The following is a 19,651-nucleotide window of genomic DNA, read 5'->3' on the forward strand; positions in this document are numbered from 1 at the left end:
CCCCGAGAGTTTCGGCACCGGCCGGATCGAGGGGATCGCCGCCGCCGAAAGCGCGGATAACGCGGTGGTGCCGTCCAGCCTTGTGCCTCTGTTTGCGCTTGGCATTCCGGGAAGTGTCATCGCCGCCATCCTGATTGCCGCTTTCGTGCTGCATGGGCTGACGCCGGGGCCGTTGATGTTCCAGCAACAGCCGGCGATGGTCGCCTCGGTCTATGCGGCGATGATCTGCGCCAGCGGGCTGTTGCTGATCATCGGGATGGCGGGGCAGCGGTTGTTTTCGCAGATCATCCGGGTTCCGATCCGGCTGATCATTCCCGGTGTGCTTTTCCTGGGCTGCGTGGGCGCCTACATGGAGACGTCCAATATCTTCTCGATCTACGTGATGCTGTTTTTCGCGCTGTTCGGGTTCTTTTTGCGCAAGCTCGACTTTTCCTTCGTCACGTTCCTGATCGGCTTTGTCATTGGTCCCAGCGTTGAACTGACCTTTCGCCAGTCGATCCAGATTCTGGATGGCGACTGGACGAACCTGACCCGTCACCCGATCGCCATCGGGGCCATCGTGCTGACTTGTGTCACGCTGGCCTGGATCGCGCGCAGCAACAGGCCGAACAGGCGCGATAGCCCTGCGGCCGACAATGAATCGCAGACATTCCAGGGAGGATAAGATGAGTAAAATAAAACAAGTTCAATTAGTTGGAGCCGTATTCGCGGTGGCCATGACGCTTTTGGGCACGATGCCGGCCACCGCGCAGGAGACGGATTACCCCTCCAAGCCGATCACCATGTATGTCGGGTACAAGGCCGGTGGCCAGACCGACCTGGTGGGCCGGGCCACGGCACGGGTGCTGTCGGAACAGCTGGGCGTGCCGGTCAACGTGGTCAACAAACCCGGGGCAGGGGGGGCGGTCGCGGCCCGTACCCTGCAAAAGGACGCAGCTGACGGCTACACCGTGCTGTTCCAGTCCAACAGCGTGATCAACACGGAACCGCATCTGATGAAGCGCGTGTCCTTCACCCCCGACGATTTTGAATATGCCGGGATGATCACCGCCTACCAGGTCGGGCTGGCCACGCAAAAGGATGCGCCGTTCGATACTCTGGCGGAATTCGTGGATTGGGCGCGGGAAAACCCCGGCTTCAGCTATGGCGCATTGTCGCCCGCGTCGCGGATGTACATGGAGGAGATCGCGCGCCAGAACGATCTGGATGCCAATATCGTCCCGCTCAAGGGCGGGGGCGACATGATCAACGCCATCCTGGGCGAGCAGGTCGTGTTGGCGCTGTCAGGGGGCATTCACAAGAAATATCCCGATCAGATGAAGATGATCGCCGCGCTTACCACCTTTCGCCATCCCAGCGACCCGGAGGTCGAGACCATCGACGAGGCCGGCTATGCGCTGGCGATGGATTCGCGTACTGCGCTGATCCTGCCCAAGGGCACGCCGCGCCCGGTTCTGGACCGTCTTGCCGGCGCACTGGAAGCGGCGGTCGAGGACGAGAAGTTCAACCAGGTGGTCAGCGCCGTCTTCATCCCGATCATGTACAAGGGTGTCGACGCCGCCCGTGCGGAGATGGAGCAGACCTATACCGCCAACAAGGTGATCTTCGAAAATGCCGGCGTGACGCCGAAGTGACCCAACGCCGCGCGCGTTGCGGCGTGCGCGGCCCCCCGTTTTCTCCACACAGCGAGGCCCCCGATGTTCAAGCCGCTCGAAGGCGTGAAGGTTCTTGACCTGACGCAGGTTCTGGCCGGACCCTATGCCACCTATCAACTGGCGCTCATGGGCGCGGAAATCATCAAGATCGAGAAACCCGGCGAAGGCGATTGGACCCGGATCGGCGGACCGCGCCCCGAACTGGCCGCGCAGAAGATGGCCCTGGGATACCTGGCCCACAACGCCTGCAAGAAGTCGGTGACGCTGGATCTGAAAACGCCCGACGGGCTTGAACTGGCGCGGAAGCTGATCGCGGAATGCGATGTGTTCGTGGAGAATTTCAAACCCGGCGTGGCCGAACGGTTGGGCCTGGGGCTGGACGCGGTGCGCGCGGTGCGGCCCGATATCGTCTATTGTTCCATCTCGGCCTATGGGCAGGACGGCCCGATGCGCACGCGACCGGCCTATGATCATGTGATCCAGGGCATGTGCGGGATCATGTTGACCACGGGCAGGCCCGGCGATGGCCCCACGAAGGTCGGCGCGCCCTATATCGATTATGCGACCGGGCTGAACGCAGCCACCGCGATCATGGCCGCGCTGATGGAAGTGCGGCGGACGGGGCAGGGGGTGCATGTGGACGTTGCCATGCTGGACACCGCGCTGGCGATGATGGCCAGCCTGATGACCAACCACCTGTCCGCCGGCTGGGTGCCGGAGCAGAACGGAAACGAAGCCTGGAGCCAGAGCCCGTCGTCCGGGGCATTCGAAACCGCCGATGGCATCCTGATGCTGGCGGCAAATCATGCGGTCCAGTTCCGCAACATGGCCCAGGCGATCGGGCGGGCGGATCTGTTGCAGGATCCGCGATGGTCCACGCCCGAGTCCGCCAAGGAGAACGCAGCCGCGCTGCGCGCCACGCTGGAGGCCGTGTTCCTGACCCGTCCCGCCGCCGAATGGGAAGACGTGTTGAGCGCGGCCGCCGTCCCCGCCGCCCGGATCAGGCGTCTGGACGAAGTAATGGCCGAAGACCAGGTCCGCGCCCGAGCTCTGATCAGCGAAATGCGGGTGGAGGGGGTGGCAGATCCGGTCCATGTCCCCGCCATGACGTTCAAGGCCAACGGCATCAACACCGCGCCTTCGCAGCCACCCGCGCGCTTGGGTGCGGATACCGATGCGGTTCTGGGGGAGCTGGGTGTTCCGGCTGACCGGTTGGCGCAATTGCGCGCCGGTGGCGTGATCTGATCTCGGACCAAAAGGGGCGCCGCCGAACGCCGGGGCGGCGCCTCGCCACTGGATCGGCGGCCACGCGGGGAGGACACGCGGCCGCCGACAGGGATCAGGCGGCGGCCTTGATCACCGCGCCGCTCAGCGGGATGCCCCGATTGACACTCATGGCATTGGGGCTGAATTCCACCGCCGCCTTCTCCACCTCCGCCAGGGTTTCGGCATCGGCGTCAGTGTCCACGGTGATCTGGTACTCCAGGCCGGACATCTCGACCTTGGCGTCATCGCGCAGGTTCAGGAACCCGGCCAGGTCCAGCCCGCTGGTAACCTTGACGTCCAGGTTGCGGATCTCGATCCCCCGCACGCTGGCATTGACCACGAAACCCACCATGATGCAGGCCCCCACGCCGGACATCAGGTATTCCTGCGGCGTCGGGCCCGCGCTTTCACCCAGCAGCTGGGGCGGCTCGTCCACGATCCATTCGAAATCGCGCTCGATCACGTCGTCTCCCAGGGTCATGGGCAGGGCGGTGACGCGGGCGCGCACGCCGCTTTGCCACGCCAGGTTCACGCCATAGCGGGCCTGACCTGCGGCGGGATCCTGACGGATGGCCTGACGGGCACCGTCCAACGCATCGACATCGACCTTGTTCAGCATTCTTAACTCCTTGGCTTCTTTCTGATGCTGCCCATAGGCAGCAGGGGAGGGGGCGCCGCCGGGATCAATCGTCGCGGCGGCGCGGAACCGGCCCGCGACCGGGCCGGTATCTGGCAATGGGAGGGGAGCGGCGTCAGGCCTTGCCGGTCAGGGCCATGAACTCGTGCAGCATGGCGCCGACGCGGCCGCTATATTCGGGATCCTCGGCCGAATATTCATCGACCACTTCCATCGACATGTCGCGCAACTGGGCCATCACATCGGGCCCGACGGTCGAGATGCTCTTGCCCATGTCGTCGGTGAATTCCTTCATCCGCAGGTAGTCCAGATGACGGAAATGGGCACTGGCATCGGCGCTCATGGCACGGACACCGTCGTTGATGATGCGCTTGTGATCATCGCCCAAGCGGTTCCACTGCTCCATCCCGATGACGAATTCACCGTTGGAATGGCTGAGGAAATCGGGGGTGATGATATGGCTGGTGACCTCTTGCAGGTTCATGCCCCAACCGGTGGAGACACAGCCCCAATGCGCACCGTCCACCACGCCGGTCTGAAGGCTCTGGTATAGCTCCCCGCCGGGGATGAAGACCGGCGTGGCGCCCATCTTCTCGAACACCCGGCCGGCAGTACCGGTGGAGCGGACCTTGAACCCCTTGAAATCCTCTGCCGTCTCGATCGCCTTCTTGGCAAAGACGGCGAGCCCGGCAAAGGAGATCGGCCCGGCCTGGTAGATACCGTATTGGGCATAGGCCTCGCGGATGACGTCCAGCGCGCCCATCTCGTAGAAGAACAGCTGCATCTCCTCGTGGTTTTCCCAGGTGCCCATGTTGCCGTTCAGGTGGCCGGCGACGGGGATGCGCCCGATCCAGTAGGCGGGAAAGATGAAGGCCGCGTCCAGCAGTCCGCGCCGCAGGGCGCCCAGAACCTCGTTCGTGGGCGCGACGGTGTTGGCTTGCAACGCCTCGATCTGGATTTCGCCGTTGGTGGCCTCGGTGATGCGGCGGGCGAATTCGACATAGATACTGTCATAATATTCGACACCGGGGGTCCAGTGGCTTTGGATGCGCCACTTGATCTGCTCCTGCGCCAGGACGGCGGGGGCGGACAGGGCGGTGGCGCCGGCGGCCAGCGCGCCGCCGGTCAGTACGCGGCGCCGGTTGATCACGGGATTTGTCATGGTCTTCTCCTCCTTGTTGAAATCGTTCCGCCGGGGCCCCGCCGGCTCCTCTCCGGCGGGGCGGCGGTCAGTTCATGAATGCGGTCAGGGTGATCAGCACGTCAGGCACCGCCATCAGGAAGGCGCCGGTCAACAACATGATCACGAGAAAGGGCATCACCGATCCGTAGATCTGGGAGATCGGTGTCTGCGGGCTCAGGCTCTTGAGGTAGAACAGGTTGTAGCCGAAGGGCGGCGTGATGTAGCCGATGCACAGGTTCAGCTGAAAGATCACGCAGAACCAGACGGGATCAAATCCCAATTCCACGACGATGGGAAAGAAGATCGGCAGCGTCAGCAGGATGATCCCCACCGGGTCCAGGAACATGCCCAACACCAGCGCGGCGACCTGCATCAGGATGATCAGCATCCAGGGGCTCATCCCGGTATCGCGCAGCAGCTCCAGCATGAAGGCGATGCCGCCGCCGCTGGAATAGATCGACACGAAGGCCCCGGCGCCGAAGATGATCCAGACCACCATGCCGGTGACCGACGCGGTGTCGTGGCTGACCTCGCGCAGGAACCGCAGGGACAATTCCCCGCGCAGCCAGACGGAGACGAGGACCGCCGCCACGCCCACCGCCGCGGCCTCTGTCGGGGTGGCGATGCCCAGGAAGATCGACACCAGAACCGACAGCACGATCAGCAGCGGCAGGATCACCGATTTCAGCGCCGCCACCTTTTCCCGCAGGGGGGCTGCGACCTCGGCGGCGGGGGCAAGTTCGGGGTGACGCCAGGCGCGCAGCGCCACGTAGACGATGAAGGCCGCCAGGATGAACAGCCCCGCGATCAACCCGCCAAAGAACAGCTTGCCCACCGACAGGCCGGTCATCATGCCGATGATGATCAGGGTGATGGAGGGCGGGATCAGGATCCCCAGCGTGCCCGAGGCCCCGATCGTGCCCAGCACGAACCGATCGTCGTAGCCATGGCGTTTCATCGCAGGGATGCCGACCAGCCCCGTGGTGATCGTCGAGGCAGAGCAATTGCCCGTCATCGCCGACAGCACGGCGGCAAAGCCCGAGGTGCCGATCAGCAACCCGCCATTGACCCGGCCGGACCACAGGTAGAACGCGCGGTAAAGATCATCGGCGATCTTTGACCGGCCCAGGGCGATGCCGATGGCGATGAACAGCGGGATCGCCGACAGCAGGATCGACCACATGTTGCCAAAAGTGCTGGAGACCACGGAATACAGCCCCTGCGGCCCGTTCAGGATCAGGGAAAAGATCACCGCGATCCCGCCCATGGCAAAGGACAGCGACACGCCCAGCATGATGGCCAGGATCAGCCCGCCGAACATGCCGATCGTCAGAAGTTCAGGTGTCATTGGGCGCGATCCTCGGGCTGGGTCTGGGTCTGCGACGGGGCAGGGGAGAGCGCGGTCACCAGCGCCCGGATGAAGGCCGAGGCCGCCTGAAGCGAGAACAGGACCGCCGCCACGACCATGCACAGCTTGACCGGCCAGAGAGGATGGGCCAGCGCGCTGTCGTCCTTCTCGTTCCACAGCAGGGCCTCCTGGAAGAAGTTCCAGCCCTCCCAGGCCAGCGCCAGGCACCAGATCAGCAACATGCCGAAACACAACACGTCGAACATGGCACGGACGCGCGGCGTTCGGTTGGCGATCAGGATGTCGACGCGCACATGGCCCTCACGCAGTAGCGTGTAGGCGCCGATCAGGATGAAATAGGCGGCAAAGATGCGCTGCGTGTAGCCATGCGCCCAGATGGTCGGCTGGCCGAACACGTAGCGAGAGACCACCTCCCAGACCAGCACGGCCGCGCCGATCCAGATGCCGTAACTCACCAGCCGCCCGACCCACAGGTTCACCCTGTCGATCCAATTCAGAATAATCATGTTTCCTCCCCATCCAAAACCGAGTGTTTATATCTTCTTCGGCGTTGAATTCCGTATGGGCATGATGGTTTTGGAAAACAAACCACTTGTCAAACATAAAATTTCAATCCAAATTAGATAGAGCGTAACGATTTTCATCGGGTCAGGCGGAGGAACCGAGGTGTCAGCCAGCACGAAAAGAGGCGGATCCTATAATGTTGCGACACGCGGTCGGCTGCTGGATGCGGCTGAACGCTTGTTCGCCGAACGGGGTCACGAATCCGTCACGCTGAAGGAGATCGCGGCGCAGGCCGGCGCCAATGTGGGCCAGATCGTCTATCACTTCGGCCAGAAGGAAGAGCTGATCCGCGAGGTGATTCTGCGCCGCGCCGGGGTGATCAGCGATGACCGGTTGCAGTTGCTGGATTCCTACGAGCGGCTGGTGGGGACGGGCGGCGTGGCGCTGGAACCCGTGGTGCGGGCCTTTCTCGATCCGTATTTCGCCCGCCTCAAGGACGACGATCCGGGTTGGCGCTGCTATGCGTTGTTCATCGGGCGCAATGTCTGGGACGGAACCCTGGCCTCTGTCATCGCGGAAGGGTTCAACCCCACCGCGATGCGCTTCATCGGGGCCATCCGCAACGCCGTGCCCGCGCTGTCGGAGGCCGACGGCGCCCGCGCCTTCCAGTTTCTGCTGGCGGGGCTTTATGGCTCCACCGCCAATGACGCGCGGATCAACGCCCTGCTGGGAGATGACAGCCCGGCGGACGATTACGACAGCTACCAGCAGATCCTGATCCCCTTCGTCGTGGGCGGTATCCAGTCCATCGGCACCATGCGCGCGGGTCAGCACGGCAGCAGCGGGGGACAGAGATGACCTACCAGACCATTCAGATCGACCGGCAGGGCCCGGTGCACCTGCTGCGCCTGAACCGGCCGGAGCGGTTGAACGCCATGAGCCAGCAGATGCTGGAAGAGGTCCGACAGGCCTGCGACGGGTTCGAGGCTGATCCGGATTGCCGCGCCGTCGTCGTCACCGGCGCGGGCAAGGCGTTCACGCCGGGCTTTGACCTTCAGGACCAGGCGGCCAACACCCCGCAGGGGGTCGCGGAATGGCGCCCGGTGCTGCGGCGGGATTTCGACAATGTGATGCGGTTCTGGTCGCTGTCCAAACCCACCATAGCGGCGGTCAACGGCCCGGCGCTGGCGGGGGGCTGCGAACTGGCGATGGCCTGTGACATCACCATCGCGGGCGAGACCGCCATCTTTGGCGAGCCGGAGGTGAAGTTCGGCGCCGGGATCGTGGTCATGCTGCTGCCCTGGATCGTCGGACCCAAGAAGGCCAAGGAGATCGCCTTTCTCGGGATCGACACCCTGACCGCGCAGCAGGCGCTGGAGATCGGCATGATCAATCGCGTTGTCGCGGATGATGCGGTTCTGGATACGGCGATGGACATGGCGCGCGCCATTGCCGTGGTCGATCCGATGGTGATGCGCCGCACCAAACAGCAGATCAACGAGACGATGCAGATCGCCGGAATGGATCGCGCACTGGAGCGGTCGCTGGACATCGACCTGGAGCTGGAGGGCGAGGGCAGCGTGGACAAGCGTGGATTTCTCGACGCCCTGCGGCAGGGCGGTCTGCGCGGGGCACTGGCGTGGCGGGACCGGAGGTTTGGCACATGACCATGGCGCGCGAGGCGGTCGATTTTGATCCTGGACAGGCCCCCGACCTGCACGCCACGCTCATGGCGGTGCGCGGCGGCGGTATTCAGGACGATCACGGCTGGTTGCCCATCGCCGGGCTTCAGCAATTGGCGGAGGAGACGCAATGCGCCTTGCTTGCCGCAGGGCTGACCCCGGCGGAGCCGGTGATGGTTCCGGTGAGTGGCCGGGCAGAGGATGTCGCTGCGATCATGGCCGTGCTGGGCGCGCGCGGCACCGCCGTGCCGGTGCATCGCAAGGCCCATGCCCGCACCCAGGCCGATTTGCAGGACGCCACCGGTGCCCGGTTCGCCGTGGTGCCCGTGGATGTGCCGGGACGCCATCGTCCCGCCATCGAACGCATCGCAGAGCAGGCGCCGCCGCATCGGCCGCTGCTGGACGGGGCGGGGATGATCACCTTTACCTCCGGGTCCACCGGACGGGCCAAGGGCGTGGTGCTGTCGCGCGACCGGATTTCGGCCAAGATGCAGGCGATCCGCACCATGCTGGACATGCCCCCCGCGCCGGAGGCCATCGTGCCCTTGCAACTGCCGTTCAGCTTTGGCCAATGGGCGACGTTTGTGCCGCTGATGCAGGGTGGCATCGTGCACATGACGGCCCGGTTCGATCCGGCGACGGTTCTGCGCGTCATGGAGGCACGCCCCGTGACCCATCTGGCCGCTGTGCCCACGATGCTGCGTCGTCTGGCGCAGGAGGGGCGCGGCCGGACGGGGGGGGCATTCACCATTCTGACGGGCGGCGAACCGGTGCCTGCCGATCTGCGCGATGCGCTGTTCGCCCGGTGGCCCGACGCGGTGATCGACGCCATCTATGGCCTGACCGAAAGCGGCACCTGCGATCTGCTGCGCCGTGACCGGGCGGGCGATACCGGCGACAGTCTCGGCCATCCCACGCCGGGCGTTCAGGTTGCCACCGATCCGCAGACCGGCGAATTGCGCCTGCGCAGCCCATTTGCCATGCTGGGATATCTCGACCAGCCGGATCTGACCGCGCAGACCCTGCGCGACGGTTGGCTGTCCACAGGCGATGTGGGTGAGATCGCACAGGACGGCAGTGTCCGCCTGCGCGGCCGCATAAAGGAGCTGATCAATCGCGGCGGCAACAAGGTCTCTCCGCTGGAGGTTGAGGCCACCTTTGCCACCCATCCCGATGTCGGCGCGGTGCTGGCCACCGGTCTGCCCGATCCCCGTATGGGCGAGGCGATCCATCTGCTGGTCGTGCCCCGTGCCGGACGGGCGCCCGACGCGGCGGCACTGCTTGACTGGGCACGGGGTCGGACGGACAGGTTCAAATTGCCCGATGCCGTTCATTTCGGGACCAGCCTGCCGCTGGGCAATACCGGCAAGGCCGATCGGGCCGCCCTGCGTCGCCAGATCATGGGGCAGGCGGCCACGGCCCCCGCCGCCCCTGCCCGTGGCCAGGCAGAAGGGCAGATCCCGCAATGACCCCCAAGCTGCCCCGCCCCGGCCGCACCCGCAGCCTGCTCCTGCTGCTTCTGGCAGAGATCGGGGCGATGTCCCTCTGGTTCGTATCGGCGGCGATCCTGCCGGAACTGACCCGAGAGGCACAGATCGGCCCGTGGCGGGCGGGGTTGTTGTCCACCGCCGTTCAGCTGGGCTTTGTACTGGGTGCCGTGGCGCTGGCACTACACGGCACCTCGGACCGGTTCGACCCGCGCCGGGTCTTTGCCGCCAGCGCGCTGGTCGCCTCGGCCGCGACCATGGGATTGTTGGTCACGCCGCCGGGCGGCATTGTGCAGATCCTTCTGCGCGGGCTGACGGGGCTGTGCCTTGCCGGGGTCTATCCGGTGGGCATGAAAATCGCCGTGGGCTGGACATTGCGCCGGCGCGGGCTTGTCGTGGGCCTTCTGGTCGCGGCGCTGACGCTGGGATCGGCGGCCCCGCACGGGCTGGCCCTGCTGGGCGGTGCCGATTGGCGCATCACCGTGACGCTGGCCGCGCTGTTGTCGGCGCTGGCCGCCGGGCTGGTCCTGATGGCGCGACTGGGCCCGCATCACGCCACCGCACCGCGCTTTGATCCCGCCACCCTGCGTCTGGCCTGGACGGATCGGCCGCTGCGGTTGGCCTATGCCGGATACCTTTGCCACATGTGGGAGCTTTACGCCTTCTGGGCCTGGATCGGTGTGGCGTTGACCGCCTCGCTGACGCTGTCGGGTGCCGTTGATCCCGCGACCACCGCGCGGCTGACCACCTTCGTGGCCATCGGGCTGGGCGGGCTGGTCTGCGTGCCCGCCGGTGCGCTGGCCGACCGGATCGGCAAGGCGCGCGTCGCCGGCGCCGCCATGGGCCTGTCGGGCGCCTTTGCGCTGGCCACGGCGGCGGCCTTTGGCGGACCGCCCGCGCTGATCATCGCGCTGGTGATCGGCTGGGGCATCTGCGTGATCCCCGACAGTGCGCAATTCTCGGCCCTTGTGGCCGATCACGCGCCCGCCGACCGGGCGGGCAGCCTGATGACCTTTCAGACCGCCCTCGGTTTCCTGCTGACGGCGTTTACCATCCAGACCGCACCGCTTCTGGCGGCGGCGATCGGCTGGCCCGTCACGCTGGCCGTTTTCGGTATAGGCCCGCTGCTGGGCGTGGAGGCGATGCGCCGTCTGCATCGCCTGTCCCGCAGCACCGCCCACCATCATTAGTTCAAAGGAGGAGACCCGCATGAGCGACACATTCAACGCCTACGTGATCGACCGCGACGCGGACACGAAAGAGCAATCGCGCGGCTGGACGACCCTGTCCAACGACGACCTGATGGAGGGCGACGTGACCCTGCGCGTCCGCCACACCACGATGAATTACAAGGACGCGCTGGCGATCACGGGCAAAAGTCCGGTCGTGCGCCGCTTTCCCATGGTGCCGGGGATCGACATCGCGGGGGAGGTCACGGCCTCGGACAGTCCGCGTTTCGCCGTCGGCGATGCTGTCATCCTGAACGGCTGGGGCGTGGGAGAGACGCATATGGGCGGCTATGCCCCGGTGGCGCGGGTGAAATCCGATTGGCTGCTGCACCAGCCCCAGGGGCTGAGCGGCGCGGATTGCATGGCCGTCGGCACCGCCGGATATACGGCCGCGCTCTGTGTCTTGCGGTTGCAGGATCTGGGCGTCACGCCCGAGGACGGGCCGATTCTGGTAACCGGTGCGTCAGGAGGCGTCGGTTCCTTCGCGGTGTCGCTGCTGGCGGCGCTTGGCTACAGCGTCGCCGCGTCCACCGGCCGGATGGAGGAGGAGGCGTACCTCCGCGCGCTCGGGGCCAGCGAGGTCGTGGACCGCAACACCCTGTCCGAAAGGGGCCGTCCGCTGGACAAGGAAATCTACGCCGGGGCCATCGACAGCGTCGGCAGCCAGACCTTGGCCAACGTTCTGTCCAAGGTTCGCTATGGCGGCACGGTCGCGGCCTGCGGCCTGGCGCAGGGGCCTGACCTGCCGGCAACGGTGATGCCTTTCATCCTGCGCGGCGTCACGCTGGCCGGGGTGGACAGCGTGATGGCCCCGCTGCCGCTGCGTGAACGGGCGTGGGATCTGGTGTCCCGAACCCTGGACCGCGACGCGCTGGCCCGGATCACGCAGGAAGCACCCCTGTCCGAGGTCGAGGCGCTGGCGCCGAAACTTCTGGACGGGCAGATCCGCGGCCGTCTTCTGATCAAGGTCGACTGACCCGCGGGTTCGCCCGCGCAACAGCCGGAACATCACATGCAAAGCACCATGCAAATGGGCGACCTCGGCGTTGCCCGCATCCTTCGTCATGCCTGGAGGTTCGGCGCCTCCCGTCCGGTGCATTACCGCGACGGGACGGCGACCGCGACCACGGACATGCACCACACCGCCGGCCGTGCCGCCCGCCTGGGCGCCGCGCTGGCGGGGCTGGGGCTGGGCCCCGGCGACCGGGTGGCGACCTTCTGCGCCGCCACCCTGACCCATCTGGAGGCCTACCTGGCGGTGCCGTCCCACGGGATGGTCCTGCACGCGCTCAACATCCGCATGGGGGATGCGGACCTGGCGCGGATGATCCATGACCACGGCGACCGGGTGCTGATCCTCGATCACGACCTGGCGGCGCGCTTCGCCACGCTGGCGCCGTTGCTGGCCGACAGCACGTTGGAACTGGTGGTGGTCGCCGGGGCAGGGGGGGCGGCGTTGCCCGCGTTCCCCGGCCTGGACCTGCCGATCCGCTGTCACGAGGATCTGCTGGCCTCGGTCCCTGTGCCCGACGTGCTGGCCCTGCCCGATCCGGCAGAGACCAGCGCCGCCGCCATCTGCCACACCGGCGGCACCACCGGCCGGCCCAAGGCGGTGGCCTATTCCCACCGCGCCGTGTGGCTTCAGGCGCTCAGCCTGTGCCTGGCGGACGGGCTGGCCATCGGTCGCGACGATGTCGCGCTTCTGGCGGTGCCGTTCTACCATGTCAACGGCTGGGGCCTGCCCTATGCCGCCGCCATGTCGGGCGCCGGGCTGGCGCTGCCGGGCGGAAGTTTCCGGGCCGAAATCCTGCACGGGATGATGCAGGATTGCGACGTCACGATCGCCGCCGGCGTGCCGACGATCTGGACCGATCTTCTGGGCCATCTCGACGGCGCGGGCGTCGATCTGCCGGCTCCGCTGATGCGTATCGCCACCGGCGGGTCGATGGTGCCCGCCGCGCTGATCGAGGGTCTGTCCCGGCGCGGGGTCGGCGTGTTGCAGGCCTGGGGGATGACCGAAACCGCCTCCATGTCGGTGATCGGCGCGCCCGGCGATGCCACCTCCGGCCCGGCCCCTGTCGGACATCCCTGGCCGGGGCTGGAGCTGCGGGTGGTCGATACCACCGGTCAGGCCATCGCCCCCGGCGAAACCGTCACGGGCGAGGTTCAGGTGCGCGGCGCCTGTGTCATCGACGGCTACCTGGGCGCAACGGAGGCCGCCACAGACCCGGACGGCTGGTTCGCCACCGGCGATATCGGCCGCATCGCATCCGACGGTGCGCTGGTCTTGACCGACCGGCTGAAGGACGCGGTGAAATCGGGCGGCGAATGGATCCCCGCCCCCCTGCTCGAAGACGCGATCCGCAATGTGCCGGGCATCGCCGACGCCGCCATCATCGCCTGCCCGCATGAACGGTTCCAGGAACGCCCCTTTGCCGTGGTCGTTCTGCGCCCCGGCGCTGTTTTTGACCGTGACGGCGCAGAAAACCGGCTGCGCGCCGCGGTGCCGGGCTGGTGGCTGCCCGAAGGCTGGGCGGTGCTGGACGCGCTGCCCCGCACCACCCTGGGCAAACCCGACAAGATCGCCCTGCGCGCCCTGCTGGCCGCCGGGGCATTCGACGACCAAACCGGTCCCCGGCCCGAACCGGCGACCCCCGTATCATGAGTGAGGAGACCAACATGACCGACGAACAGAACATCGTGCTGACCCGGATCGAAGACGGCATCGGCTGGATCACCCTGAACCGCCCGAAGAAGCTGAACGCGCTGGCAGGCGAAGTCGTCGCAGCCGCCCATGACGCCGTGAAGGCGATGGAAAAGGATGACGACGTCAAGGTCATCGTGCTGACCGGCGCGAACAACAACTTCTCCGTCGGCTACGATATCGCCCAGGAAGTGGAGATGGGCCTGTCCCGGCCGGAGGATTGGCACGGCGCCTTGACCAATAACGTGGGTCTCAGCATGGCGGTGTTCTCCTGTACCAAGCCGACCATCGGCGCGGTCGATGGCTGGTGCCTGGCGGGCGCCTGCGAACTGGCGATGGCCTGCGACATGATCATCGCCACCGACCGCGCCAAGTTCGGGGAGCCGGAAATCCGCTTCGGCTCGGGCCCGGTGACGCTGTTGATGCCCTTTGTGCTGGGCCAGAAAAAGACGATGGAGCTGTTGCTGACCGGCGATACGATTGATGCGGAAACCGCGCTGGACGTCGGGCTGATCAACCGCGTCGTCACCCCCGAGGAACTGGAGGAAACGGTGACCAAGCTGGCGCAGAAGATCGCGCTTACCCCGCTGGTGATCCTGCGGCTGACCAAGACCGCGCTGGTGCGCGCCTATGAGGCGATGGGTCTGCGCAATGCCGTCAACGTCAATCTGGATCTGGCCGCCACGCTGAACGCGGCAGAGGCCCCCGAGAAAGCCCAGTTTCAGGAACTTGTGCGGACCAAAGGCCTGCGTGAGGCGCTGAATTTCCGCGATGCCCGCTATGGCGCGCTGACCGATTGACGGGACGGGGCCGGCCCGTTGGCAGGGCCGGCCCGGATGACAGCCTGTCCTGACCTGCTCCGCGCGGACCAGAGAATAGCCGGCGCGGGGCATGTTTTCTCTCGCCCCCGGCGGGTTGGTGGCGCTATGCCATTGGAACGGCGGCGACGGGCCATCCCCGCCCGACCACCGCGCGGGTGCGGTCCCGAGGCGAGCGAAAGGACAGAGGATGAGTGAGACATACGACAGGGGCCTTCAGGTCCGGCGCGCGGTTCTGGGCGCGGCCCATGTGGAGCGCGCGGCAGCTACCGCGACGGATCTGGACCAGCCGTTTCAGACCCTGATCACCGAAGGCGCCTGGGGCCGGGTCTGGGCCTCGGATGCGATCAGCCGCCGCGAACGCTCGATGCTGACCATCGCGCTGCTGGCCGCGACCGGCAATTTCGATGAGATCCCGATGCATGTCCGCGCCACCGCCCGCACCGGCGCCAGTGCCCGTGATGTGGCCGAAGCCCTGCAACATGTCGCGATCTATGCCGGGGTGCCGCGCGCCAACCATGCCCTGAAACTGGTGCGGCAGACCCTTGCGGAGATGGCGCAGGACGCCGCCGCGCCACAGGACGGCACCGGGCACGAAGAGGTCCGGGCCGATGACTGATCCGGCGGCCAAATCACCCGCGCCCCAGGGCCCGTTGATCCCGCGCAACCCTGCGCTGCATCCCGTGCCGCTGGATCCCGACTACAAGACCAGTGTGACCCGCGCCCCAGCCTTGCCGCTGCTGTCGATGGAATCCACCCCGTCAGAGGAAACCGGCCCGACCTTCGGGCACACCCCCATCGGCGTACTGGACAATAACCTGATCCTGAACTGGTCCCGGGGGGCGGCGCCCGCCGTGGGCGAACGCATTCTGGTCCATGGCCGCATTCTGGACGAGACGGGGCGCCCGGTGCCCGACACGCTGGTGGAGATCTGGCAGGCCAATGCCGGCGGCCGCTACCGCCATGTCAAGGACAGCTATTTCGCCCCGCTGGATCCGAATTTCGGCGGCTGTGGCCGGGTGCTCACAGGAGCGGACGGCAGTTACGAATTCCTGACCATCCGTCCCGGCGCCTATCCCTGGCCGAACCGTGCCAATGACTGGCGGCCCATGCATATCCACTTTTCCGTCTATGGCCACAGTTTTGGCCAGCGGCTGATCACGCAGATGTATTTCCAGGGCGACCCGCTGATCGACCATTGCCCGATCGCCGCCACCATCCGTGACCGCGCCCAGTTGGACCGGCTGGTCGCGCCGCTGGATTTCGCCCGCGCGCGGCCGCTGGATTTTCTGGCATACAAGTTCGATATCGTGCTGCGCGGGCGCCGCCAGACCATGTTCGAAAACAAGATCGAGGGGATGTGACTGTCATGGTGCAGAAACTTGACAACCTGGCCGAGACGCCGTCGCAGACCGCCGGACCCTATGTGCATATCGGTCTGATGCCGACCCATGCGGGCAATCCCGGCAGCTTTGCCACCGAAATCGCCACCGATCCGATCACCGGTCCGGTCAGCGGCGAGGTGATCGAGATCACGGGCGCGGTGTTCGACGGCACCGGCTGGGCAATCCGCGACGCCATGATTGAAAGCTGGCAATGCGATGGTGCAGGGCTTTTTCCCGGTCAGCCCGGCGCCGATCCGGGGGTCTCCGGCCATTGCCGGTTCGCCATTGATGGCGAGACGGGCGATTTTACCCTGCGCACAGTCAAACCCGGCGCCTCCGCCGGGCGCGGCGGCACGGTTTCGGCGCCGCATGTGTCCTTGTGGATCGTGGCGCGGGGGATCAATATCGGGCTGAACACCCGGATCTATTTCCCGGATGAGGACAACAGCGCCGACCCCTTGCTGGCCCGCATCGAACAGCGCCCGCGCGTCGACACGTTGATCGCGCAGAAGCTGGGGCCGGGGCGCTACCGCTTTGACATCCGCTTGCAGGGTGCGGGGGAGACCGTGTTCCTCGACCTCTGAGAGTGCGGGATCAGAACGGCAGGCCGATGTAGTTCTCCGCCAGCTCGCGCCGGGCGGTTTCGGATTGCGCCAGATGTGCCAGCGCCGCCCGGCGCATCCGCGCGGCAAAGGCATCCTCGTCGTCGAACCGGTGCAGCATGGTGGTCATCTGCCAACTGAACCGCATCGCCTTCCAGATCCGGGCCAGCGCGCGGTCGGAATATTCATCAATCCCCGCGGTCCCGCGCCCTTGCACCGCGTCGATCAGGGCGGAATGCAGGTAGAACACGTCGGATATCGCGAGGTTCAGCCCCTTGGCCCCCGTCGGCGGCACGATATGCGCCGCGTCCCCGACGAGGAACAGGTTGCCCCACCGCAGCGGCTCGGAGACGAAGGACCGCAGCGGTGCGATGGATTTCTCGATACCGGGACCGGTGATCAGCCGGGCGGCGGCCTCCGCCGGCAAGCGCCGGGCAAGGGCGTCCCAGAACCTGTGATCCGGCCAATCCTCCACGCGGTCGGTCAGGGGCACCTGGACGTAATATCGCGACAGCGCCGGGTTTCTCATGGAGGCGAGGGCAAAGCCGTGGCGGGAACTGGAATAGATCAGCTCCTCCTGCACCGGGGGCGTTTCCGACAGAAGGCCCAGCCAACCAAAGGGATAGGTCCGTGCGACCTCTCGCCGGATCTCGGCGGGGATCGTCTGGCGCGAGACCCCGTGAAAGCCGTCGCAGCCGACGACGTAATGGCAGATCAGTTCCCGGCGCGCGCCAGCCTGGCTAAAGCTGACTCGGCTGCGTGGCTGGTCCAGATCGGTGATCGCCACGTCCGACACCTGGTGCAGGATCGTCGTGCCCGCCGCGTCCTGTGCTGCATAGAGATCGGCGGTCACCTCCGTTTGGCCATAGACCATCACCCGCCGCCCGGTCAGCGCCTGGAAATCCATTCGGATCACCAGATCTTCGTCGGCGAGATAACAGCCCTCATGAGGGATGCCCTGCGCCGCCATCCGGTCGCCCACCCCGGCCTGGCGCAGCAGCTCGACGCTGCCCCATTCCAGGATTCCGGCCCGGACGCGCGCCAGCACATGGGCGCGGCTGGCCCGTTCCAGGATCACCGTCTCCACCCCGGCGCGGTTCAGCAATTGCGACAGCAGCAACCCCGACGGGCCGCCGCCGATGATGGCAACCTGGGTGCGGATGGGGGGCATGGCGGGTCTCCGGTCTGGTGGACCTATCCTAGCGCCCGGCGCGGGGGGCGCGAATGGACGGGCGGGGCTTTGGCTGGTACTTTTCGGGCATGCGCGCGCCCGGTCATATCCCCGTCTTCAACCTGTTCGGCGAAACCGGCGTGTTTCCCGATGTCATCCATGTGGAGCGGATCCTGGACCGGGCCGGGCTGCACGATTGGGTGATTTCTCCGCATCGTCATGCGCAGATGTCCCAGGTGTTCCACATCGAGCACGGCACGGCGCGCGTGGTCCTGGACGGGGCGGAGGCCCGGTTGGGTGCAGGGGACTACCTGTTCGTGCCGCCGCAGGTGGTGCATGGCTTCGAGTTCTCGCGCGGGACGGAGGGCGGTGTGCTGTCGCTGCCCGGTCCGGTGGTGGCGCGGCTGGGGCCGAAATCCGGGGCGCTGTCGGGCTGGCTGGCAGGGGTGCGACGTGGCGCGGTCACACCCGCGCTGGCGCGCCTGATCGGCGAGATCGCGCAGGCCTATGCCGGGGCTGGCACCTTTCGGGCACAGATGCTGGTGGCGCTGACCCATGCGTTGCTGGCCGCCCTGGCGGAGGACGGCGCCAGCCGCGACGCCGCCAGTCCCGGCCCCCTGCACCAGATGCGGAAGCTGGACAATCTGATCGCGCGGCACGGCGCCGCCGGATGGCGTGCGCGCGACTATGCGGATGCCCTGCGGATCACGCCGGGACACCTGAACCGGATCGTGCGCCGCGCCACCGGCGCCAGTCTGGGCGCGCATATCGAAACGGTGCAGATGACCGAGGCCTGCCGTCTGATCGCCTTTACGCGGCTGCCGCTGGCGGAGGTCGGCTACCGGCTGGGCTATGCGGATCCGTCCTATTTTTCCCGCCGGTTCCGGATGCGGATGGGAGAGACCCCCTCCGGATTCCGGGCGCGGGTGTCGGGCAGGTAGCGGCGCGGTTTGGCCTTTCGGGCCGGTCCCGCCGCCGCTGGGCGCTTCATCTCCAGTTTCAATTCATGGTATTCTATAGCAGAATGTTATGATCTGTCAGAAGAGGCGCGCGGTGAAGTTCAGACAATTGGAGGCATTCCGTTGCGTGATGGCCGCCGGCTCCATGAAGGCGGCTGCGGACATGATGCATGTCACCCAGCCTGCCGTCAGCCGCCTGATTGCCGATCTGGAAACCCATCTGGGGTTCCGGGTGTTCGACCGGCAGAAAGGCACGTTGAAACCGACCCGCCAGGGCCTGCAATTCTTTGACAATGTGGAGGAGCAGTTCCTGGGGCTGGAGCGGTTGGAAAACGCCGCCCAGCAGATCCGGGACGAGGGGCTGGGCCTGCGGTTGGTGGCGACGCATACTCTGGCCGCGACGCTGATCCCACCGGTGCTGGCGCGGTTTCGCAAGCGCCATCCCGATTGCCGCGTGCTGCTGCATTCGCACCGTCTGGCGCAGGTTGTCGTGCGGGTGCAAAGCATGGCAGTGGATATAGCTGTGGCCGCGCAATTGCCCGCGATGAACAATGTCCGCCGCCGTCATATCGGCACTGCCCGGCAGGTCTGCGCGCTGCCGCGTGGCCATCCGCTCTGTGCCCGCGCGGTCATCCGGCCCGAGGATCTGGAAGGAGAGGATATCGTCTCCATCCTGCCGGACGGTCCGGCGCAATGGAACACACCTACCGAGATGCTGCGCACCGCCGGGGTGACAACGCGGCAATCCTATCAGATCGACACGTCGCTGGCCGCCTATGCCGTGGTGCGCGAGGGGCTGGCGCTGGCCATCATCGAACCCTTTGCCGCGCGCATCTGGCGCTACCAGGGGATCGAGATCCGGCCATTCCTGCCGGCGGTGGAAACCACTTTCCACTCCGCCACGGTGATGCGCAGCAGCTTTCGACCCGAACTCGAATATTTCGAGAAATGCCTGATCGAGGAGGCCCGGCGCTGTCCCGAACTGGCGCAGGACTGACCG

The 19,651-nt window shown here is 66.4% G+C and carries 20 protein-coding genes; 15 read left to right on the top strand and 5 right to left on the bottom strand.

Going from position 1 to position 19,651, the window contains the following annotated elements:
• The 3 genes from G5A46_RS17480 to G5A46_RS17490 all read left to right on the top strand — a co-directional run.
• Positions 1 to 664, top strand: a 664-nt coding sequence (locus G5A46_RS17480; protein WP_204318793.1) for a tripartite tricarboxylate transporter permease, incomplete at its 5' end; no start/stop codon positions are given.
• 1 nt (position 665) lies between these two features.
• A complete protein-coding gene (locus G5A46_RS17485; protein WP_163851664.1) occupies positions 666 to 1,634 on the top strand; it encodes a Bug family tripartite tricarboxylate transporter substrate binding protein in 969 nt (322 codons plus the stop codon).
• A gap of 63 nt (positions 1,635 to 1,697) precedes the next feature.
• Positions 1,698 to 2,900, top strand: a complete 1,203-nt coding sequence (locus G5A46_RS17490; protein ID WP_163851666.1) for a CaiB/BaiF CoA transferase family protein — start codon at positions 1,698 to 1,700, stop codon at positions 2,898 to 2,900.
• A 94-nt stretch (positions 2,901 to 2,994) separates the two neighbouring features.
• Here the strand turns inward: G5A46_RS17490 and G5A46_RS17495 are convergent, their stop codons facing one another.
• The 4 genes from G5A46_RS17495 to G5A46_RS17510 form a co-directional block, all read right to left on the bottom strand.
• Positions 2,995 to 3,540 (bottom strand): OsmC family protein, encoded by a 546-nt coding sequence (locus tag G5A46_RS17495; protein ID WP_163851668.1) that lies wholly within the window; start codon positions 3,538 to 3,540, stop codon positions 2,995 to 2,997.
• Positions 3,541 to 3,673: 133 nt separating this feature from the next.
• Positions 3,674 to 4,720 (bottom strand): TRAP transporter substrate-binding protein, encoded by a 1,047-nt coding sequence (locus tag G5A46_RS17500; protein ID WP_163851670.1) that lies wholly within the window; start codon positions 4,718 to 4,720, stop codon positions 3,674 to 3,676.
• Positions 4,721 to 4,787: 67 nt separating this feature from the next.
• Positions 4,788 to 6,089, bottom strand: a complete 1,302-nt coding sequence (locus G5A46_RS17505; RefSeq protein WP_163851672.1) for a TRAP transporter large permease — start codon at positions 6,087 to 6,089, stop codon at positions 4,788 to 4,790.
• Positions 6,086 to 6,616 (bottom strand): TRAP transporter small permease subunit, encoded by a 531-nt coding sequence (locus tag G5A46_RS17510; protein WP_163851674.1) that lies wholly within the window; start codon positions 6,614 to 6,616, stop codon positions 6,086 to 6,088. Before G5A46_RS17510 ends, G5A46_RS17505 begins: the two co-directional genes overlap by 4 nt.
• A gap of 160 nt (positions 6,617 to 6,776) precedes the next feature.
• Between G5A46_RS17510 and G5A46_RS17515 the strand changes: the two genes are divergently transcribed.
• From G5A46_RS17515 to pcaG, 10 genes are all read left to right on the top strand, one after another.
• The gene (locus tag G5A46_RS17515) at positions 6,777 to 7,472 is read left to right on the top strand and encodes a TetR/AcrR family transcriptional regulator (RefSeq protein WP_163851676.1); all 696 of its coding nucleotides are present in this window, start codon (positions 6,777 to 6,779) and stop codon (positions 7,470 to 7,472) included.
• Positions 7,469 to 8,281 (top strand): enoyl-CoA hydratase/isomerase family protein, encoded by an 813-nt coding sequence (locus G5A46_RS17520; RefSeq protein ID WP_163851678.1) that lies wholly within the window; start codon positions 7,469 to 7,471, stop codon positions 8,279 to 8,281. Before G5A46_RS17515 ends, G5A46_RS17520 begins: the two co-directional genes overlap by 4 nt.
• Positions 8,278 to 9,765 (top strand): class I adenylate-forming enzyme family protein, encoded by a 1,488-nt coding sequence (locus G5A46_RS17525; protein WP_163851680.1) that lies wholly within the window; start codon positions 8,278 to 8,280, stop codon positions 9,763 to 9,765. Before G5A46_RS17520 ends, G5A46_RS17525 begins: the two co-directional genes overlap by 4 nt.
• Complete coding sequence (locus G5A46_RS17530) at positions 9,762 to 10,973, top strand: MFS transporter (protein ID WP_163851682.1); 1,212 nt, start codon at positions 9,762 to 9,764, stop codon at positions 10,971 to 10,973. The genes G5A46_RS17525 and G5A46_RS17530 overlap by 4 nt, the downstream gene beginning before the upstream one ends.
• Positions 10,974 to 10,992: 19 nt before the next feature.
• Entirely contained in the window at positions 10,993 to 11,988 is a 996-nt protein-coding gene (gene acuI / locus G5A46_RS17535; RefSeq protein WP_163851683.1) for an acrylyl-CoA reductase (NADPH), read from the top strand.
• 36 nt (positions 11,989 to 12,024) lie between these two features.
• A complete protein-coding gene (locus G5A46_RS17540) occupies positions 12,025 to 13,677 on the top strand; it encodes an AMP-binding protein (RefSeq protein WP_163851686.1) in 1,653 nt (550 codons plus the stop codon).
• A gap of 14 nt (positions 13,678 to 13,691) precedes the next feature.
• Complete coding sequence (locus tag G5A46_RS17545; protein ID WP_163851687.1) at positions 13,692 to 14,516, top strand: enoyl-CoA hydratase/isomerase family protein; 825 nt, start codon at positions 13,692 to 13,694, stop codon at positions 14,514 to 14,516.
• 208 nt (positions 14,517 to 14,724) lie between these two features.
• Positions 14,725 to 15,153: a 4-carboxymuconolactone decarboxylase gene (gene pcaC / locus G5A46_RS17550; RefSeq protein ID WP_163851689.1), complete on the top strand. Its 429-nt coding sequence runs from the start codon at positions 14,725 to 14,727 to the stop codon at positions 15,151 to 15,153.
• Positions 15,146 to 15,898, top strand: coding sequence for a protocatechuate 3,4-dioxygenase subunit beta (gene pcaH / locus G5A46_RS17555; protein WP_163851691.1), 753 nt, complete (start codon positions 15,146 to 15,148; stop codon positions 15,896 to 15,898). Before pcaC ends, pcaH begins: the two co-directional genes overlap by 8 nt.
• 5 nt (positions 15,899 to 15,903) lie before the next feature.
• Positions 15,904 to 16,503: a protocatechuate 3,4-dioxygenase subunit alpha gene (pcaG, locus tag G5A46_RS17560; RefSeq protein WP_163851694.1), complete on the top strand. Its 600-nt coding sequence runs from the start codon at positions 15,904 to 15,906 to the stop codon at positions 16,501 to 16,503.
• Positions 16,504 to 16,513: 10 nt separating this feature from the next.
• On the opposite strand, the gene pobA is transcribed toward pcaG, so the two are convergent.
• Positions 16,514 to 17,692, bottom strand: coding sequence for a 4-hydroxybenzoate 3-monooxygenase (gene pobA / locus G5A46_RS17565; protein WP_163851696.1), 1,179 nt, complete (start codon positions 17,690 to 17,692; stop codon positions 16,514 to 16,516).
• 53 nt (positions 17,693 to 17,745) lie between these two features.
• Between pobA and G5A46_RS17570 the strand changes: the two genes are divergently transcribed.
• A complete protein-coding gene (locus G5A46_RS17570) occupies positions 17,746 to 18,633 on the top strand; it encodes a helix-turn-helix domain-containing protein (RefSeq protein WP_239521076.1) in 888 nt (295 codons plus the stop codon).
• A 112-nt stretch (positions 18,634 to 18,745) separates the two neighbouring features.
• Positions 18,746 to 19,648 carry a LysR substrate-binding domain-containing protein gene (locus tag G5A46_RS17575; RefSeq protein WP_163851698.1) on the top strand — a complete coding sequence of 301 codons (903 nt, stop codon included), beginning with the start codon at positions 18,746 to 18,748 and terminating at the stop codon, positions 19,646 to 19,648.
• Positions 19,649 to 19,651: the final 3 nt, after the last annotated feature.

Source organism: Pseudooceanicola aestuarii, assembly GCF_010614805.1.
GTDB lineage: Bacteria > Pseudomonadota > Alphaproteobacteria > Rhodobacterales > Rhodobacteraceae > Pseudooceanicola > Pseudooceanicola aestuarii.

Bases quoted from the DNA above. Each gene is read 5' to 3' on its own strand.
- G5A46_RS17485 (WP_163851664.1), top strand. From the start codon at position 666: ATGAGTAAAATAAAACAAGTTCAATTAGTTGGAGCCGTATTCGCGGTG.
- G5A46_RS17490 (WP_163851666.1), top strand. From the start codon at position 1,698: ATGTTCAAGCCGCTCGAAGGCGTGAAGGTTCTTGACCTGACGCAGGTT.
- G5A46_RS17495 (WP_163851668.1), bottom strand. From the start codon at position 3,540: ATGCTGAACAAGGTCGATGTCGATGCGTTGGACGGTGCCCGTCAGGCC.
- G5A46_RS17500 (WP_163851670.1), bottom strand. From the start codon at position 4,720: ATGACAAATCCCGTGATCAACCGGCGCCGCGTACTGACCGGCGGCGCG.
- G5A46_RS17505 (WP_163851672.1), bottom strand. From the start codon at position 6,089: ATGACACCTGAACTTCTGACGATCGGCATGTTCGGCGGGCTGATCCTG.
- G5A46_RS17510 (WP_163851674.1), bottom strand. From the start codon at position 6,616: ATGATTATTCTGAATTGGATCGACAGGGTGAACCTGTGGGTCGGGCGG.
- G5A46_RS17520 (WP_163851678.1), top strand. From the start codon at position 7,469: ATGACCTACCAGACCATTCAGATCGACCGGCAGGGCCCGGTGCACCTG.
- G5A46_RS17525 (WP_163851680.1), top strand. From the start codon at position 8,278: ATGACCATGGCGCGCGAGGCGGTCGATTTTGATCCTGGACAGGCCCCC.
- G5A46_RS17530 (WP_163851682.1), top strand. From the start codon at position 9,762: ATGACCCCCAAGCTGCCCCGCCCCGGCCGCACCCGCAGCCTGCTCCTG.
- acuI (WP_163851683.1), top strand. From the start codon at position 10,993: ATGAGCGACACATTCAACGCCTACGTGATCGACCGCGACGCGGACACG.
- G5A46_RS17540 (WP_163851686.1), top strand. From the start codon at position 12,025: ATGCAAAGCACCATGCAAATGGGCGACCTCGGCGTTGCCCGCATCCTT.
- G5A46_RS17545 (WP_163851687.1), top strand. From the start codon at position 13,692: ATGACCGACGAACAGAACATCGTGCTGACCCGGATCGAAGACGGCATC.
- pcaC (WP_163851689.1), top strand. From the start codon at position 14,725: ATGAGTGAGACATACGACAGGGGCCTTCAGGTCCGGCGCGCGGTTCTG.
- pcaH (WP_163851691.1), top strand. From the start codon at position 15,146: ATGACTGATCCGGCGGCCAAATCACCCGCGCCCCAGGGCCCGTTGATC.
- pcaG (WP_163851694.1), top strand. From the start codon at position 15,904: ATGGTGCAGAAACTTGACAACCTGGCCGAGACGCCGTCGCAGACCGCC.
- pobA (WP_163851696.1), bottom strand. From the start codon at position 17,692: ATGCCCCCCATCCGCACCCAGGTTGCCATCATCGGCGGCGGCCCGTCG.
- G5A46_RS17570 (WP_239521076.1), top strand. From the start codon at position 17,746: ATGGACGGGCGGGGCTTTGGCTGGTACTTTTCGGGCATGCGCGCGCCC.